At 69.8% G+C, this 15,779-nt stretch carries 13 protein-coding genes and 1 pseudogene; 6 read left to right on the top strand and 8 right to left on the bottom strand.

Annotation, left to right across the window (positions count from 1 at the left end; translation table 11 throughout):
• Positions 1 to 9: 9 nt before the first annotated feature.
• Positions 10 to 162 (top strand): annotated as a pseudogene (locus tag LL648_RS34030) (glycosyltransferase); the annotation flags it as partial.
• 142 nt (positions 163 to 304) lie between these two features.
• Here the strand turns inward: LL648_RS34030 and LL648_RS44525 are convergent.
• The 4 genes from LL648_RS44525 to LL648_RS34015 form a co-directional block, all read right to left on the bottom strand.
• Positions 305 to 439 (bottom strand): hypothetical protein, encoded by a 135-nt coding sequence (locus LL648_RS44525; RefSeq protein ID WP_255687119.1) that lies wholly within the window; start codon positions 437 to 439, stop codon positions 305 to 307.
• 99 nt (positions 440 to 538) lie between these two features.
• On the bottom strand, positions 539 to 1,402 hold the full coding sequence (locus LL648_RS34025; RefSeq protein ID WP_232666926.1) for a carbohydrate ABC transporter permease: 864 nt from the start codon (positions 1,400 to 1,402) through the stop codon (positions 539 to 541).
• Positions 1,403 to 1,404: 2 nt separating this feature from the next.
• Entirely contained in the window at positions 1,405 to 2,400 is a 996-nt protein-coding gene (locus LL648_RS34020; RefSeq protein WP_232666925.1) for a carbohydrate ABC transporter permease, read from the bottom strand.
• Between the two features lie 3 nt (positions 2,401 to 2,403).
• Entirely contained in the window at positions 2,404 to 3,756 is a 1,353-nt protein-coding gene (locus LL648_RS34015; RefSeq protein WP_232666924.1) for an extracellular solute-binding protein, read from the bottom strand.
• A gap of 785 nt (positions 3,757 to 4,541) precedes the next feature.
• Here LL648_RS34015 and LL648_RS34010 point away from each other — a divergent pair.
• Positions 4,542 to 7,853 carry an AAA family ATPase gene (locus LL648_RS34010; protein ID WP_232666923.1) on the top strand — a complete coding sequence of 1,104 codons (3,312 nt, stop codon included), beginning with the start codon at positions 4,542 to 4,544 and terminating at the stop codon, positions 7,851 to 7,853.
• 44 nt (positions 7,854 to 7,897) lie between these two features.
• A complete protein-coding gene (locus LL648_RS34005; RefSeq protein WP_232666922.1) occupies positions 7,898 to 8,635 on the top strand; it encodes a maleylpyruvate isomerase family mycothiol-dependent enzyme in 738 nt (245 codons plus the stop codon).
• Between the two features lie 406 nt (positions 8,636 to 9,041).
• Here the strand turns inward: LL648_RS34005 and LL648_RS34000 are convergent, their stop codons facing one another.
• Positions 9,042 to 10,913: a sugar phosphate isomerase/epimerase and 4-hydroxyphenylpyruvate domain-containing protein gene (locus tag LL648_RS34000; RefSeq protein ID WP_232666921.1), complete on the bottom strand. Its 1,872-nt coding sequence runs from the start codon at positions 10,911 to 10,913 to the stop codon at positions 9,042 to 9,044.
• Complete coding sequence (locus LL648_RS33995; RefSeq protein WP_232666920.1) at positions 10,903 to 11,859, bottom strand: shikimate dehydrogenase; 957 nt, start codon at positions 11,857 to 11,859, stop codon at positions 10,903 to 10,905. The genes LL648_RS34000 and LL648_RS33995 overlap by 11 nt, the downstream gene beginning before the upstream one ends.
• Positions 11,860 to 12,063: 204 nt before the next feature.
• Between LL648_RS33995 and LL648_RS33990 the strand changes: the two genes are divergently transcribed.
• Both LL648_RS33990 and LL648_RS33985 read left to right on the top strand, forming a co-directional pair.
• Positions 12,064 to 12,732: a TetR/AcrR family transcriptional regulator gene (locus tag LL648_RS33990; protein WP_374112148.1), complete on the top strand. Its 669-nt coding sequence runs from the start codon at positions 12,064 to 12,066 to the stop codon at positions 12,730 to 12,732.
• Positions 12,733 to 12,909: 177 nt separating this feature from the next.
• On the top strand, positions 12,910 to 14,232 hold the full coding sequence (locus tag LL648_RS33985) for an MFS transporter (protein ID WP_232666919.1): 1,323 nt from the start codon (positions 12,910 to 12,912) through the stop codon (positions 14,230 to 14,232).
• A gap of 225 nt (positions 14,233 to 14,457) precedes the next feature.
• Here the strand turns inward: LL648_RS33985 and LL648_RS33980 are convergent, their stop codons facing one another.
• Entirely contained in the window at positions 14,458 to 14,667 is a 210-nt protein-coding gene (locus LL648_RS33980) for a hypothetical protein (RefSeq protein ID WP_232666918.1), read from the bottom strand.
• A gap of 574 nt (positions 14,668 to 15,241) precedes the next feature.
• Here LL648_RS33980 and LL648_RS33975 point away from each other — a divergent pair.
• Entirely contained in the window at positions 15,242 to 15,406 is a 165-nt protein-coding gene (locus LL648_RS33975) for a hypothetical protein (RefSeq protein WP_232666917.1), read from the top strand.
• Positions 15,407 to 15,417: 11 nt separating this feature from the next.
• Here the strand turns inward: LL648_RS33975 and LL648_RS33970 are convergent.
• The coding region (locus LL648_RS33970) for an integrase core domain-containing protein (RefSeq protein WP_232666916.1) at positions 15,418 to 15,779 on the bottom strand (362 nt) is incomplete at its 5' end.

Raw genomic sequence — 15,779 nt, 5'->3', positions numbered from 1 at the left:
GTGCTGCAGCGAGCGCTCGCCGTCCAACGGGGCGTCCAGGACAGAGTGCACCTCATCGGTCCCGTCGCCCGCTCGGCTGTGCCGGCGTTGCTGTGCTCGGCCGACGCCGTGGTGTGCGTGCCGTGGTACGAACCGTTCGGCATAGTCCCACTCGAGGCGATGCGTCGACGGTGATCTTGCGAGGCGAGGTGCTTCACTCGTCGAGATTGTAGGCATGCGTACGACATGGCCCAGCCGGATCGCGAGCCTGGCGGCGAGCGTGGGACGGCGTTTTGGGCTTGCTGTCCCGAGGTCCTTCCGAACGTCAGATGGCAGCCGTTCTGATGAAGGCGCTCAGCGATTCCACGGCGTGTGCGCGGTGCGCGTCGAGTCCGCTGACCAGGTGGTCCGCGTCCCGTCGGGGCGGTGCCTCGGCGATCTCGCGGTTCGCCGTCGTCATCGCCTGCGCGTCACCTTGCGTCGAGGCGGGCCGCAGCGACGCTCCGAGCGACAACGATCCGTTCGATATCGGCGTCGGTGAGCTCCGCTGCGTCCCAGGTCATCTCGTACGGGCCTGTGTTGCGATCCCCTGGACGAAGTACCGCTGCGCGATGAAGAACACGATGATCAACGGCAGCGTCGTGATGATGCTGCCCGCCAACACGATCTCCCATTGCTGCTCGCCACTCTGACCGAACTGGTCGGAAATGGCCTTGAGCCCGCGGGGCAGGGTGAACAGCGCCGGATCACGGAGGTAGATCAGCGGCTTGAGCAGATCCGACCAGCTCGCCTTCAACTCGAAGATGAATGTCACGATCAGCGCGGGCTTCGACAAGGGCACGACGATCCGCCAGAAGATCGTCCAGTAGCTCGCGCCATCCAGCCGGGCGGCTTCGAACAGCTCCTTCGGCAAACCGAGGAAGAACTGCCGGAGCAGGAAGATGTAGAACGCGCTGCCGAACAGGTTGGCCGCCCACAGCGGGACCTGCGTGGTCGCGAGACCGGCGGTGTTCCAGATCAGGTAGACGGGGATCATCGTGACGGCGGTCGGCAGCATCATGGTTGCGAGCACCAGCCCGAAGAGCGGTTTCCGGCCGGGGAAGCGGAAGTGCGCGAACCCGAAAGCGACGAGCGCGCTGGATGTCGTCACCGCTGCCGCGGCGGCGATCGCCACCGAGCTGCTGTTGATGAACCAGCTCAGGATCGGCGTGCGCTCGAACACGGTGACGAAGTTGGACGGCACCCATTCCTGGGGGAACAGCCGGTTGTCGAACACCTGCGATCGCGGCTTCAACGAGGCGCTCACCACCCACAGGTAGGGGTAGCTGAACAGCGCCGACGCCGCGAGCAGGAGCAGCCAGAAGCCGGGTCGCCGGAAGCGCCATGGACGCGCCGCCCGACCGGGACGGATCGTGGTCGACATGCTCAATTGCCCTCGTAGTGGACGAGGCGCCGGCTGACCCGCACTTGGACCGCGGTGATGACCATGATGATGACGAACAGCAGCCACGCCATCGCGGAGGCGTAGCCCAGGTGCAGGAACTGGAACGCCTGCTGGAAGAGGTAGATCAGGTAGAACAGGGCGGCGTCGGTGGCCGTGCCGGTCTGCGTTGAGGGTCCGTAGAACGCGGCGTAGGCCTCGTCGAAGGTCTGCAGCGCGGCGATCGTCTGGACGATCAACGTGAAGAAGAGCGCCGGGCTGATCATCGGCAGGGTGATCCGGCGGAACCGCTGCCAAGCAGACGCGCCGTCGATCGCGGCGGCCTCGTAAAGGTCGGTCGGGACGTTCTGCAGTGCTGCCAGGTAGATCACGACTGTGCCGCCGACCGACCAGAGGTTCATCAGCACCAGCCCGGGTTTGATCCAGGCCGGGTCCGTGGTCCAACCCGGCCCGTCGATCCCGAACACCCCGAGTGCAGCGTCGACGACGCCCACCTCGCCGTTCAGCAAGAGCAGGAACAGGACCCCGATGGCCACCTTCGGGGTGATCTCGGGCAGGTAGAACACGGTGCGGAAGAAGCCTGCCGAGCGTCGGCCGACGTTCGACAGCAGCATCGCCAGCGCCAGCGCGACGGCCATCGTCGCAGGCACCACCATGATCGCGTAGATCATGGTGTTGAGCAGGCTGAGCCGGATGCGGGGGTCGGCGAGCATCGTGGCGTAGTTGTCGAGCCCGAGGAAGGAGCTTTGGCGCAGCCCGTCGTAGTCGGTGAACGAGAGCACCAAGCTGATGATCATCGGCACCGCCATGAAGATCACGAATCCGACGATCCACGGCGCGATGAAGCCGTAGGCGGCGATGGCCTCCCGCCGGCGCATCGTGGCGCCCCGGCCGCGGCGCGACGACGTCGGACGTTCCGGGTCGCGCTCGCCGCGGGCGGGCCTGGATCCGGCTGCGGGGGAGACGTCGATGCCGGGCACGGATCAGCGCCCCGGTGCCGAGTCGAGCGCGCGCTGCGCTTCTTGCTGCGCTTGCTCGAGCGCGGCGGCCGGCGGTTGGCGGCCTTCGAGCACCCTGGTGACGGCGCTCTGCCACGCCGTGCGGAACTCCGCCCCTGCGGGCGACGCCGGCAAGGTGAACGCCGAGTCCTGCGCCTTCAACACGGCCGCCACGGCCGACTCGAACACCGGCTGGCCCTCGAGCCGGACGAGCTCGCCGAAGATCTTCTCGTCGGCCTTGCGGTTCGCCGTGTAGATCCCGGTGAACGCCTTGCCGTCGGCGCGGCGCTTCTCGGCGCGCGCCTGGGCCGCCGCGATCCAGGTCGGAGCGTCGCTCATCGTCTTGATCCAGGTGCACGCCTGCTCCGGGTGCTTGCTGCCGGTCGGGATCGCCCACGCCGACCCGGTCGCGAGGTCGATCGGGGCCCCTCGCCGATCGGTGAAGGGCGCCGCGAGCAGCTGGACCTGCGGCGAGTTGTTCGCCACCTGGTTGAGGTAGAAGTCCTCCATCGGCCACGCCGCCAGCTTGTCGGTCGCCAGCGGGTTCTCCTTGCCGAAGAAGTCGAACGACTCGCGGTAGGCCTTGAACGCCCCCCATCCGCCCTGCTGCTGGATCAGCCCGAGGGTGAACTCCAACACCTCCAGCAGTCGGGGGTCGTCGAGGTTCGCGGTGCGACCGTCGGCGCTGATCATGTCCACCCCATTGGCCTTCGCCCAGAGCGGGAGGAACTCGGGGATCTTCGGGTCGAAGCCGATGCGCGCGAGCTTGCCGTCGGGAGTGGTGCGTGTGAGCTTCGCGGCCGCTGCGGCCAGGGCCGGCCAGTCCTTGGTGCTCAGGTCCGCCGACGTCATCCCCGCTGCCTGCAGCGCAGCGCCGTTCATGAGGACGACGCGGTTGTTGAAGAACTCGGGAAGCCCGTAGACCTTCCGGTCGAGGGTGACCTCCTGAACCGCGGCGTCACGGTACTGGGACATGTCGACACCGTTGCGGGCGATGCAGTCGCCCAACGGCATGAGCGTGCCCCGGCTGGCGTACGTGCCCACCAGCTGACGGTCGAGGAACACCAGGTCCGGGGCGGTGCCCGAGGCAACGGCCGACAGGAACTGCTGGGCGTCGAACGTGCTGCCGCCGACCTGCACCACGTCCGGGGCGATCGCCTTGTTCGCCAGGTCCACCCGCACCTGTGCGACCTCGTCGACGAGGCCGAACCCCATCGTCGAGAGCGTCGCCCCACCGGCCGGGTTCTGCCCGCTGCCGCCGCCGACCCCACCACATCCGGCGAGCACCGCCATCACCGCGACGCCTCCTGCGCACCGGCGCAGCCATGCGTTCGACATCTCCCCCACCCCTCCGATCCCCCGGTGCCAGGCTCGCGTGCACCTGCACGAGCACGAGTGCCCATCAACCACGCGGGTGAACCGCACTTGTCCGGTGTGCGCGCAGCGCGACTGGATGGGTATGTGGCGACATGACGACGCCCAACCACACCGTCCCACCGGTTGACGACGAAGGCTCGGTTCCTGCGGACCCGACAGATCAGCTACCAGTGCCAACATCCGACGGCGAGCCGGACGACGAGCCGAACATCGTCAGAGGCCTGGACTGATCATCACCACGCAGACCGGTAAAGGGCGATGAGGGTGTAAGCGATACCGACGCAGAGCTACGGGTCTCCGAGCGCCATGCCAAGAAGCCACACAACTGCCACCCCGCGCCAATCAACTCCTTGGGCTTCCCGCCGATCTCATCGAGATCCCGATCGGCAGACCTTTGGCCCCGTATGGACGGTGAGGACCATCGTGTACTCGTTGGCGACTGCTCGTGTCGGTGCGCAGCCGGTGGTAGTCGTCGGCGCCGCGGACAACACAGCGCCGGTACTGGATTTGACAACGGGTGATTCGGTCGGGTCCCCGTTCGCTGGCCACATCGGCGCGGTGCGCGCGGTAGCAGTCGCGCAGGTCGATGGTCGGCCCGTGGTGGTTTCGGGGGGTTACGACGGTCGGGGATCTGTCGACGAAGCTCCATGAGGTCGACGAGGCCTTCTGGCGCGCCGGCGGCGTGGCCTTCGCATCGCTGTGGCGACTACCCTCGGCCCTCCGCGAATTTCGTCCGGGGAGGCCCCATGGCCGACGTGCGAGGCGCGGGAGCCTTCGGGGTCGGCTCCGGCCCGTCGTTGCTGTGCACCGAGCTGGTGGGCCGGCGGGTCGAGGTTGCGGCGCTGCGCGAGCGTGTGACGGCGGCGACGAGGAGCGCGGGCGGGCTCGCCGTCCTGGTCGGGGAGGCGGGCGCCGGCAAGTCCCGGCTGGCCGCGGAGGTCGCGGACGCGGCCCGTGCGGCCGGCGCCGCTGTGCTGATCGGGCGAGCGGTGCCGGGCCGCAACCCCGTCCCGTACCGACCCGTTGCCGAGGCGATGCTCGCGGCGTTCCGGGCCGCACCAGTGCCCGACGCCCCGGAGCTCGCCGGGTTCCACGGCCACCTCGGCCGGATAGTGCCGGCGTGGCGCGGAGCGGCGGGGGTCGAGGAATCACCGGTGCTGCTCAGCGAGGCGGTGGTGCGCCTGCTGGCGGTGCTGGGCCGTGGCTCCGGGTGCGTGCTCGTCCTGGAGGACCTGCACTGGGCCGATCCCGAGACGCTCGACGCGGTCGACTACATGGCCGACGCCCTGCCCACTACGCCGGTGCTCTGCGTGTGCACGACCCGGCCCGAGGGCGCCGCGGCCGGGCTCGTCGATCGGCTGGCCCGGCGCGATCCGGGTTCCGTGCTGCCGGTGGAGCCATTGCTGCCGGAAGACGTCGACCACATGGTGGCCGCCTGTCTGCAGGTCTCCGCGGCGCCGCCAGACGTGCGGGAGTTCGTCGGTGCCCACGCCGAGGGCAGTCCGTTCCTGGTGGAGGAGCTGCTCGCCGGCCTGGTCTCGTCCGGCGCGCTGGCATTCACCGGCGGGTGCTGGAACAGGGGTGGGGAGCTGACCCCGACCGTGCCGTCGGGCCTGCAGGACTCGATCCGGCAACGGGCAGCCGCGCTCGATCCGACGAGCCGCCAGGTCGTCGACGCCGCGGCCGTGCTGGGGCGGCGGTTCGACTGGCAGCTGCTGCCGGGTGTCGCCGACGTCGACGGTCGCGCGGTCGTGGACGGGCTGCGAGCAGCGGTCGCCGCGCAGCTCGTCGAGGTGGAGGACGGCGACTTCCTGTTCCGGCACGCGCTGACGCGGGAGGCGCTGCTGGCCGACCTGCTGCCGCCGGACCGGCTGGACCTGGCGCGGCGCGCCTGGCAGGTGATCGAGCGGGCCTACCCCGAGCTGCCTGGCGGGTTGTGTGAGCTGGCCGCGGAGCTGGCCGAGACGGCCGGCGCGCCCGCGGAGGCGGCCGGCCATCTCGTGGAGAGTGCCCGCCGGGCGCTGGACCAGGGCGCGCTGGGCACGGCGGAGGCCACGGCGCGGCGGGCGCAGCGGCTCGCCCCGGACGGCTGCGACGCCGACCTCGACGCAGCTGAGCTGCTCGTCAGGGTCCTGGTTGCCGCTGGCAAGCCGGCCGTCGCATCGGCGCTCGGTCAGGACGTGGTCGCCCGCACCGACATCGATTCGCACCGGCGGGCCGACCTGCTCGTCGTGCTCGCCCGGGCCGCCGTGCAAGGCGGCGATACCGGTCGGGCCGCTGAGCACGTCGGCGCTGCCCGTTCCGCTCTGGACGGCAGCCTGGCAACGGCGGCGGGCGCCCGGATCGATGCCGTGGCGGCGCACGTCGAGCTGGAGAACGGGCGGCTGGCCGAGGCCGAGGCGCTGGCCGGTGCGGCCGTTGCCGCGGCGCGGAGCACCGGTCAGCCCGACGTGGAGTGCGAGGCGCTGGAGGTGCTGGGTCGCGTCGCGTCGGTGGCTGGACCGGACGCGGCGGCGCCGTGGCAGGAGAAGGCCGCGGAGGTCGCGGAGCGTGCCGGGCTCACTACCTGGCACCTGCGGGTACGTCAGCAGCTGGCGATCGCCGCGTGGGCCCGTGGGGACGTGTCGCAGCTGAGGACGACCCGCGAGCTGGCGCAGCAGTACGGGGCGATGGTGACCGTGGCCGTGATGGACCTCAGTCTGGCCGACCTCGCCCTCTCCAACTTCGACCGGGACGGCTGCCGCGCGGCTGCGCAGGCGTGCGTGGACGCCAGCCGCCGGTACGGGCTCGCGACCGAGTCGGTCGCCCACCTGTGGCTCGCCGGGGCGCACGCGCTCGCCGGGGACGAGGCCGCGATGCGGGCGTCTGCCGACGCCGCACTGGCACGTGACCCGAGTGACGCGCGGATCCTGGCCGACCTGTACGGCCGCGTGCTGGCCACGTACGAGATCGTCACCGGCGATCTCGAGGCCCTGCTCGTGTACCTCGACATCGGGATGGAGCACGTCCGGGTGGCCCCGCCGCTGCGGTCGGTATACCCCGGTCGGGCGTTGTGGGTCATTGCGCACACGATTGACGACGACGATCTCGGTGCCGCGGCGCGTGCGGAGTTCGACGCGTCGGCCCGGGGTCTCGGGCTGCTCATGTTCGCCCACACGGAACACGTCGTCGACGCGATCGTGCGTGGCCGGCAGGGTGATGCCGAGGGGGCCGCGGCCAGCCTGGCCGCTGCCGACGCGCTCATGCCGGTCGGTCCGTGGGGGACGGGGCTGATGCGCGGGGTGCGCATGCTGGTGGCCGGCGCGGCGACGCGCGACGGTTGGGGTGACCCGGTGCGCTGGCTGCGCGAGTGCGAGGCGTTCTTCACCGCCGGCGGCTTCGACGGTGCCGCGCGGCGCTGCCGCACCATGCTCGGTGCGGCGGGCGCGCCGGTGCCGATGCTGTTCCACCTCGGCCCGCGGCGGATGTTCCCCGCGGTCGCCGCCGCGGTGGAACGGATCGTGCCGGCGGAGCGCCTGCGCTGGCTGAGCTTCGGTCACGTCGAGTCCGACGAATGCGGGTCGATGAACGCTTGGTTGTCCGCCGCTCCCGGTGCGGCGGTGGCGTTCAACACGCTCGGTTGCATGCTGTCGCTCGACGACCTCGCCGACCGGCCCCCGCGGCGTACGTCGGAGGACGACGTTCACGACATCGGCGGGCACCGCATCCGCACGCTGATGACCCCGCACCTGCCGCACGGCTGGGAGGCGCAGGTCGTGTTCGACGAGACGACCCGCACCCTGTTCTGCGGCGACCTGTTCACCAGGACCGGCGACACGCCGGCGATCGTGCATCACGACGACCCGGTCGGCCCGGCGATCGCGGCCGAGGACCTGTTCGGGTACACCGCGGTCACAGCGGCGACGGCACCGACCCTGCGCCGCCTCGCCGACCTGCAGCCACGCACCCTCGCGCTCATGCACGGTCCGGCGTTCGCCGGCGATTGCGTCGCGGCGCTGCACGGGCTGGGCGATGCCTATGAGGCGCGGTTCAGTGCGGCGTGCGCGGTCCGGTCATGAGTTCGTGGCATCCGATACCGAAGGGCGAGGAGATGATCGGGACCATGCGCGTCGAGGATCACCCGCCGATCCAGCGTCCGGAGGCGGCTCAGCTGGGCGCGGCCGAGACGGCTCGGATGGTCGAGCTGCTGCGCAGCCTCGAGCCGGCCGACTGGGCACGGCCCACCGACTGCACCAAGTGGGACGTGCGCGCGATCGCCGGGCACGTGCTCGGCATGACCGAGTCGTTCTCCAGCGTGCCGCGGTTCGCCCGGACCATGATCGGGGCGAGCCGCGCGAAGGGCGCCGGGCCCATGGTCGACGCCATGACCGACTTGCAGGTACGCGGGAACGCGGGGCTGTCGACGGACGAGCTGATCCAGCGCATGCGAACCGCGGGCCCGGCTCAGGCCCGGTGGCGGGGAAGCCGCCGGTTGATGCGCGCCATCCCGGTCACGAACGAGCTGCACGACGGCACCACCGAGCCATGGCGCCTGGGGTACATCCTCGACGTGATCCTGACCCGCGACACCTGGATGCACCGGGTCGACATCGCCACCGCGACCGGGCGCTCGCTCGAGCTCACCGCCGCGCACGACGGGCGCATCGTCGCAGACGTCGTCGCCGAATGGGCGCGCCGGCACGGGCGACCATTCCAGCTGCACCTGACCGGACCCGCCGGTGCCCACTTCAGCAGCGGGACCGGTGGCCCCGAACTCACCCTCGACGCGATCACGTTCTGCCGGACGCTAGGAGGGCGGGTGCCGGGCGAGGGGCTCCTCGCCCAGGAGGTGCCCTTCTGACCCGGGCGGATAGGGCCAGGAGGTTCCCTGTGCCACGGCCGGTGTGACGCCTGCACCACAACTCGTGCAGGCGCGCCGAACCCGCGAATGCGCCCAGGCGATGTCATCGATGTGCACGATGTGCGCGCCTGGCACCGACAGGCGCAGCCGCTCGGCCAGCTTCGCTTTCCCCGAGGTCGCCGTAGGGGCGGTGGCAGTCGCCGAGGGCGACCTTGCGGAGCAGGAATCCGGAAGTCGTGCGGGGTGAATCGGACCGGCTGGCCGTGGAGCTGGTCGAGGCCGACTCTGCTGGAGAGAACCCGGCGGCACCTGGGCTTGCACAAGAGGTCGGCGTGCACGTGGACGATCAGCATGGTCCGCCCGGGAGCCGAAGGCATAATCGCCGCTGGTCACGGCACGGCGACGGTCACGGCACGGCTCGGTATTCCCGGGCCAGGCGCCGCCGGCGGTGGGCGGCCATGCGCACGGGTGCGTCGCTCCAGCCGTAGCCGTCGTGGTTGCCGGTGCGCTGCACGAGGGCGAGGAAGACGCGTCCGCCCAGCACTTCCGTGCAGACCTGCAGGTAGGTGCCTTCGGGGGTCTCCTCGTGCAGCACGCCGAGCTCGCGGTAGGCGGCCAGCCGTTCGGCCGGCACGCTCAGCCGGGCATCGAGGTCGGCGTAGTAGTTGTCCGGGATCGCCAGCAGGGGTGCACCGGCCGCGCGGGCGGCGGAGGCGGCCGCGAGGACGTCGTCGACGGCGAGGGCGACGTACTGCGGTTCGGACACGCCGGGCACCCATTCGCCGCGCCGGAGCAGTGAGACGGTCAGGGCGAGCCGTACCCGGCGGTGCTCCTCGACGACGGCGCGGCTGCGGACGAGGCCGAACGGTGCCGCGAACTCGGCGGTCGCCGCGGGTTCGAGGCCCAGCACGGTGCGGTAGAAGAGGGTGGCCTCGTCGAAGTAGTCGAAGGGCTGGGCGAGTCCGACGTGGTCGATTCGGGTCACGCCGATTCCGGTGGCGTCGAGCCCGGCTGCCGGCTCCCCGGTCGGGACGAAGTCGCCCGTCCAGTCGTTCCCTTCAACAGCGTTCGCGCCCGTCCGGCAGAAGAACAGGGCGGTCCCGTCAGGGGCGGTGACGGCGGCGAGGTCGGCCTCCGCAGGCCCGTGCTGGCGTGGCAGCGCCGGTGCGCTCAGCCGCGCTGCCCGACGGGCCGCTGCGGACGGGTCGACCGACTCGACGGCGAGCGCGGCGATGGCCAGCGGCCCTCCGGAGCGGTTCACCAGGATCCGGGCGGCACCCTGCTCCCAGCGCTCGACGGGCTTGGTGCGGTGCGTGCCAGTGTGGACGAACCCCAGCGCGGCCAGCACGGGCGCCAGCGACTTGTCGGCCATCAGCTCGACGAACGCGTGCCCGTGCAGCTCGGGAGCGGGCACGGCGACCGGGTCCACGATCCTGGCGCCCCGGGCGGCGGTCGCCTCGGCCAGCGCCAGCAGGGACCGGTGCGCGTCGACGGCGGCCCGGACCGGGTCGGCCTGCCGGAAGACGTCGTTGAACACCTCCAGCGACAGCGGCCCGGTGTACCCGGCGGCCAGCACGGGCGCGAGGAGCGCGGGCAGGTCGAAGGAGCCCTGGCCCGGGAACAACCGGTGGTGGCGGCTCCACTGCAGCACGTCCATCGTCAGGTCCGGGGCATCGGCGAGCTGCAGGAAGAAGATCTTCTCGCCGGGGATGTCCGCGATGGCGGCGGGGTCGGAGCCGCGGGAGAGGATGTGGAAGCTGTCCAGGCAGAGGCCGAGCGCGGGGTGGTCGGCCCGCCGCACCGCCTCCCACGACCGCTCGTAGGTGTTCACGTGCCGACCCCAGGCCAGCGCCTCGTAGGCGACCCGCAGCCCATGCGCGGCAGCACGGGCGGCGAGCGCGTGCAGCTGCTCGGCGAGCAGGTCGACGTCGTCGACGGCGTCGGGCGCCACGGACGAGCAGACGAGCACCGTGTCCGTGCCGAGCGCCTCCATGACCGCGAACTTGTGCTCTGCGCGGCGCAGGCTCGCCGCGCAGCGCTCCGGGTCGGTCGAGTCGAGATCGCGGAAGGGCTGGTAGAGGTCGATCGACAGACCCAGGTCGGCGCAGCGCAGGCGGACCTCGCCGGCTGGCATCGGGGAGGCGACGAGATCGGGTTCGAAGATCTCGACGCCGTCGAACCCGGCCGCCGCCGCGGCCGCCAGCTTGTCCTCCAGCGCACCGGACAGGCACACCGTCGCGATCGCCGTGCGGGGGGCTCCGTCGAATTCACGCGACACGGCCGGCACCCCCGCCCTGCGCCGACTCGGCGCTGGTGGAGTCGGCGCTGGTGGAGTCGGTGCTGGTGGGTACAGCGCCGACGAGTTCGGCGAGGTGACGCAGCATCCGGGCCGGATCCGGGTCGACGCCGGTGAACAACCGCAGTGCCTCTGCGGCCTGGTGGACCGCCATGCGGCCGCCGTCGAGCGTGCGACAGCCGCGGGCCTGCGCCTCCCGCAGCAGCGGCGTCTCGAGTGGGCGGTAGACGATCTCGGCGACCCACAGCTCGGGCCGGAGCAGCTCCGCCGGTAACGGCAGGCCGGGGTGCTCGGCCATGCCCACCGGCGTGGCGTGCACCAGCCCGTCGGCCACGGCCACCCGGCTGCCGAGCTCGGCGACCTCACCGCCGCGGGCCCGCCGGTCCCCGAATCGGCCGGACAGGTCCCGGGCCAGGCCGTTCGCCCGGTCCGCGTCGACGTCGAGCACTGTCAGCGTCCCGACCCCCAGGCTGAGCAGGGCGTGCGCTGCCGCGGCGCCCGCGCCGCCCGCGCCGAGCAGCACGACGTCGTCGAGGGCGACGTCCGGCAGCCCGGCAGTGAAGCCGTCGCGGAAGCCGGACCAGTCGGTGTTGTGCCCGACGAGGCGATCGCCCTCGAACACCACGGTGTTCACAGCGCCGATCGCGGCCGCATCTGGGGAGAGCTCGTCGAGTTGGGCGATGACGAGCTGCTTGCAGGGGTGGGTCACGTTCACCCCGGCGCGGCCCTCCGCGCGGGCACTGGTCAACAGGTCGCCGACCGCGTCCGGCGGTAGACCGAGATCGTCGAGGTCGAACCGCGTGTAGGTGCATTCCAGTCCGAGCTCGCGGGCCTCGCGCTCGTGCAGCGCGGGGGAGAGCGACGGGCCGATGCCCGCGCCGATCAGTCCGGTCAGGATCTGACGCGGCGCGAAGCCGTCCTCCTGCATGTCCAGGGCCCCTCCCGCATCGATTTATGTACGAGATAGTTACTTGTACCCGTTCGGTGCGGTGAAGGAAAGGCTCGCGGGCACATCGGGCGGATATCGTCGAGTCGTGAGTCGAGCAGTCGGAGCCACGCTGTGAGCGAGCAACCGAGCGGCCCGGTGGGCGGTCGGGTCGGCGGTCGGGTCAGTGGGCAGGTGGGCGGGCAGGTGGGCGGGCAGGTCGGCGGGCAGGTCGGCGCAGTGGAGCGCCAGCGCGACGCCGAGCGCACCCGTGCCGAGATCCTCGACATCGCCACCGCCGAGTTCGCCGACCAGGGCTACGCCGGTGCGCGGGTGGACGAGATCGCGGCCCGCACGCGCACCACAAAGCGGATGATCTACTACTACTTCGGCAGCAAGGAAGGTCTCTACGTGGCCGCGCTGGAGCGCGCCTACCAGGGGATCCGATCGCTGGAGCAGCAGCTGGACGTGGACCATCTCGACCCCGCCCGTGCCATGCGCGCGGTCGCCGAGCTCACCTTCGACCACCACGAGTCGCACCCCGCGTTCATCCGCCTCGTCAGCATCGAGAACATCCACCACGCCGATCACCTGCGCACCTCGCCGATGCTGCCGGGGCTCGCGGCGCCGGCCGTCGACGTGCTGGGCGGCATCCTCGAGCGCGGCCGGCGGGCAGGCCTGTTTCGCGAGGACGTCGACGCGCTCGACGTGCACATGCTGATCAGCGCGTTCTGCGTCTTCCGCACGGCCAACCGGCACACGTTCCAGGCCATCTTCGAGCGCGACCTGCTGGATCCCGCCCGTCGCGACCACTACCGGCGGATGCTCGGCGACCTGGTCCTGGAGTACCTGACCGCACACGTGGGCCGGGCCTGACCGATCCCGTTCCGGCCCAGGGGTTGACAGCCTTGGCGCGCTAACTCACCATCCAGTACCTCACTATTCAGTACATTAGCTCGGCGCGCTCCGACGTACCCCTCGACGCAACTCGCGGAGGCGGCCGCTGCCGCCACGCCGCCGGGACCCCGTTCCGACGTCATCAGAGAGGATGACATGGACAACTCCACGCACCTGGCGAAGACGCCCGGCAAGGCTGCGATCAGCTCCTGGATCGGCAGCGCCCTGGAGTACTACGACTTCTTCATCTACGGCACCGCCGCGGCGCTGGTCTTCCCGAAGATCTTCTTCCCGGCGGGCAACCCCACCGCGGCAACGGTTGCCTCTTTGGCGACATTCGGTGTGGCCTACGTGGCCCGGCCGGTCGGCTCGTTCATCCTCGGGCACCTCGGCGACACGATCGGCCGGAAGAACGTCCTGGTGATCACGCTGACCGGGATGGGGTTGGCGACGTTCCTGATCGGGGTCATGCCGACGTACGCGCAGATCGGCATCATCGCGCCGATCCTGCTGCTGATCCTGCGGGTGGCGCAGGGTCTCGCCGTGGCGGGCGAGCAGTCCAGTGCGAGTTCCGCGACGCTCGAACACGCCCCTGAGGAGCGGCGGGCCTATTACACGAGCTTCACCCTGGCCGGTACTCAGGGCGGCAACATCCTTGCCACGGTGGTGTTCATCCCGGTCAGTGCGCTTCCAGAGGATGCGCTGCTGAGCTGGGGATGGCGGATCCCGTTCCTGCTCAGCGTCGTGGTGATGGTGGCCGGTCTGTGGATCCGCCGGTCCTTGCCGGAGAGCCCGGTGTTCGAAGAGGAGAAGAAGCGTCAGCAAGTGCCGCGGGCACCGCTTCCGGTCCTGTTCCGCAACTACACGCCGGATGTGGTGAAGGTGCTGTTCGCGGCACTGGTGTCGGTGATCAGCACGCTCTTCTCGATCTACGCACTGACCTATGGCGTCAACACCATGGGGCTGTCCCGTACGAGCATGCTGTGGATGGTCGCTCTCGCGAACGTCGTGGCGCTGGCGGTGATCCCGCTATGGGGGATGCTGGCCGATCGGATCGGCCGCAAGCCCGTCTACATCATCGGTGCCCTCGGCCCCGCGATCTTGATCTGGCCTTTCATCTGGTCGATCAACCAGCAGAACATCGTGCTGGTCTTCGTCTTCGGCATCGTGCAGTCGGGCATCGTGTACAGCGCCTACAGCGGTGCCGCGTTCGCATTGTGGAACGAGCAGTTCGACACGCGGGTCCGGATGTCCGGAGTGGCGGTCGGAACGCAGTTCGGGTTCGCCCTCGGTGGCTTCGCCCCGACGATCGCCGCTGCGCTCGCGGGACCGAAGCTCGAGGACTGGGTGCCCGTCGCGATGTTGGGCTCCGGTGCTGCGCTCATCGGGGCGATCGCTGCGCTCACGATGCGAGAGACCTACCGCCTGCCGCTGGCGAAGGTGGGCAAGCCGGAACGCGAGGCGGCCAGCCCGGCGTGAGCTCGTCGAGCACGGGTGTCTGGTCCACGGGAAGCTGGGCTTGGTGAACTGCGGATTGACCGCGAGCAGGTCGGCGATCACCGCTGTGGCGTTCTCACGATGCGGCGGCGCGGGTGCGACACCAGACCGGGTCTGCATGCTGAGCGCGATCTTCTCCCGGGGGAGTGGGCCATATCGGCGAGGTGGGCCACGATCGGCGCGACTAGCCTCCCCGATTTGCGAGCGCTACTCCTCAGGAAGAGTGCCAGCGAATAGGTCGTGCTCCAGGTCCTCTCCTATCCTGGAGAGCGCTGTCACCTGATACGAGAAGTTGTAGAGTCTCGCCGATCTGAGTCCGATCGCGACAAGAAGCGTCAGGCACCATCCTTTCTCTCCGTCCGGAAACTGGCCGAGGCGGGGTTCGAGCTTGACGTGCAATGCGGCATCGACGGCCACGACGGTTTCCTCGTCACCGTCGCGCCAAGAGGCAGCGGGAGAGGCAACCGCAGTCCATTCGACAATCGAACCCGACCCCTGATAGCCACGACCCTGTTGGAGCTTATGTTGACGCTGTCCTTGATGGGGACGAACGTCAAGACGGTCTCGTGCGTAAGGCTGTCGCCGATCGATCGATCGACCCCAACCCATCCGGTGTAGACCTCTTAGCCGGAACCTGTCCCCTCAGATTGGGGAAGCCAGGACTTCCAGATGTCGAACTGAGGAAACTTGCTCGATCGGTACGTGAATGCCTGCCATGTGATGATCTCCCTCAAGGCCTACTACCATCTTGTCCAGGCCAGATCGCAGGTAGTGCTTGGTGCTCGTGAGTGAACAGCGATACGTTACGGGTGTGTGTCACGGCGAGTAGGGACTAGAAGCTGCTGCGGTGCTCTCTTGGCCAGGCGACGTTCGTGCATGAGTCGCGCTGATGGACCCGGTGTTTGCTTCCGCGTCGCGGCGTAGTGCAGGGCTGCCTCCTTGAGCCATTGCTAGAGGTGGCTCTGACGGTGACAAGCGACCGCAGATGCTCGTGAGTTTCGACCGCACCCAGGTAAGGGTGATTGTGGAGGGCTCGGAGCGGCTGACCGAGGAGATCATCATCCGTGCTGCGCGGTCGGGTGAGCAGATTGTGGTGCTGGACCTGCTAGCCGAGGCGGCCGCGTGTGATCTGCTACGCAAATTTCGGACCGCTTGAATTTGTTTCGATTATGCGACTTGCTGGAGATCAGTCCAGTCTTTGAGGACTTCCAGGGGGGATTTGTAGCCCAACCCTGAGTGGATTCTGGTGGGGTTGTACCAGGCCTCAATGTAGCGCGTGATGTCGCGGCGGGCGTGTTCGCGGGTGGCGTAGACGGTGCGGTGGACGCGCTCGTTCTTCAGTGCGGCGAAGAACGATTCGGCCATCGCGTTATCGTAGCAGACGCCGGTTCTGCCAACGGACTGGCGCATGCCGAGTTGGGCGACGGTTGCGGCGAACTCACGGGAGGTGTAGTTGCTGCCGCGATCGGAGTGAAAAATCGCATCGGGCGCGATCGTGATGTGGCGCCTGGCGTTACGCAGGGCCGTGC

Source organism: Pseudonocardia sp. TRM90224 (assembly GCF_021245725.1).
Lineage (GTDB): Bacteria > Actinomycetota > Actinomycetes > Mycobacteriales > Pseudonocardiaceae > Pseudonocardia.
The sequence above is the reverse complement of the archived record's forward strand: the minus strand, read 5'-3'. Positions and strand labels throughout refer to the sequence as shown.

Coding starts and splice junctions, on each gene's coding strand:
- LL648_RS44525 (WP_255687119.1), bottom strand. CDS start 439: ATGACGACGGCGAACCGCGAGATCGCCGAGGCACCGCCCCGACGGGAC.
- LL648_RS34025 (WP_232666926.1), bottom strand. CDS start 1,402: ATGTCGACCACGATCCGTCCCGGTCGGGCGGCGCGTCCATGGCGCTTC.
- LL648_RS34015 (WP_232666924.1), bottom strand. CDS start 3,756: ATGTCGAACGCATGGCTGCGCCGGTGCGCAGGAGGCGTCGCGGTGATG.
- LL648_RS34010 (WP_232666923.1), top strand. CDS start 4,542: ATGGCCGACGTGCGAGGCGCGGGAGCCTTCGGGGTCGGCTCCGGCCCG.
- LL648_RS34005 (WP_232666922.1), top strand. CDS start 7,898: ATGCGCGTCGAGGATCACCCGCCGATCCAGCGTCCGGAGGCGGCTCAG.
- LL648_RS33995 (WP_232666920.1), bottom strand. CDS start 11,859: ATGCAGGAGGACGGCTTCGCGCCGCGTCAGATCCTGACCGGACTGATC.
- LL648_RS33985 (WP_232666919.1), top strand. CDS start 12,910: ATGGACAACTCCACGCACCTGGCGAAGACGCCCGGCAAGGCTGCGATC.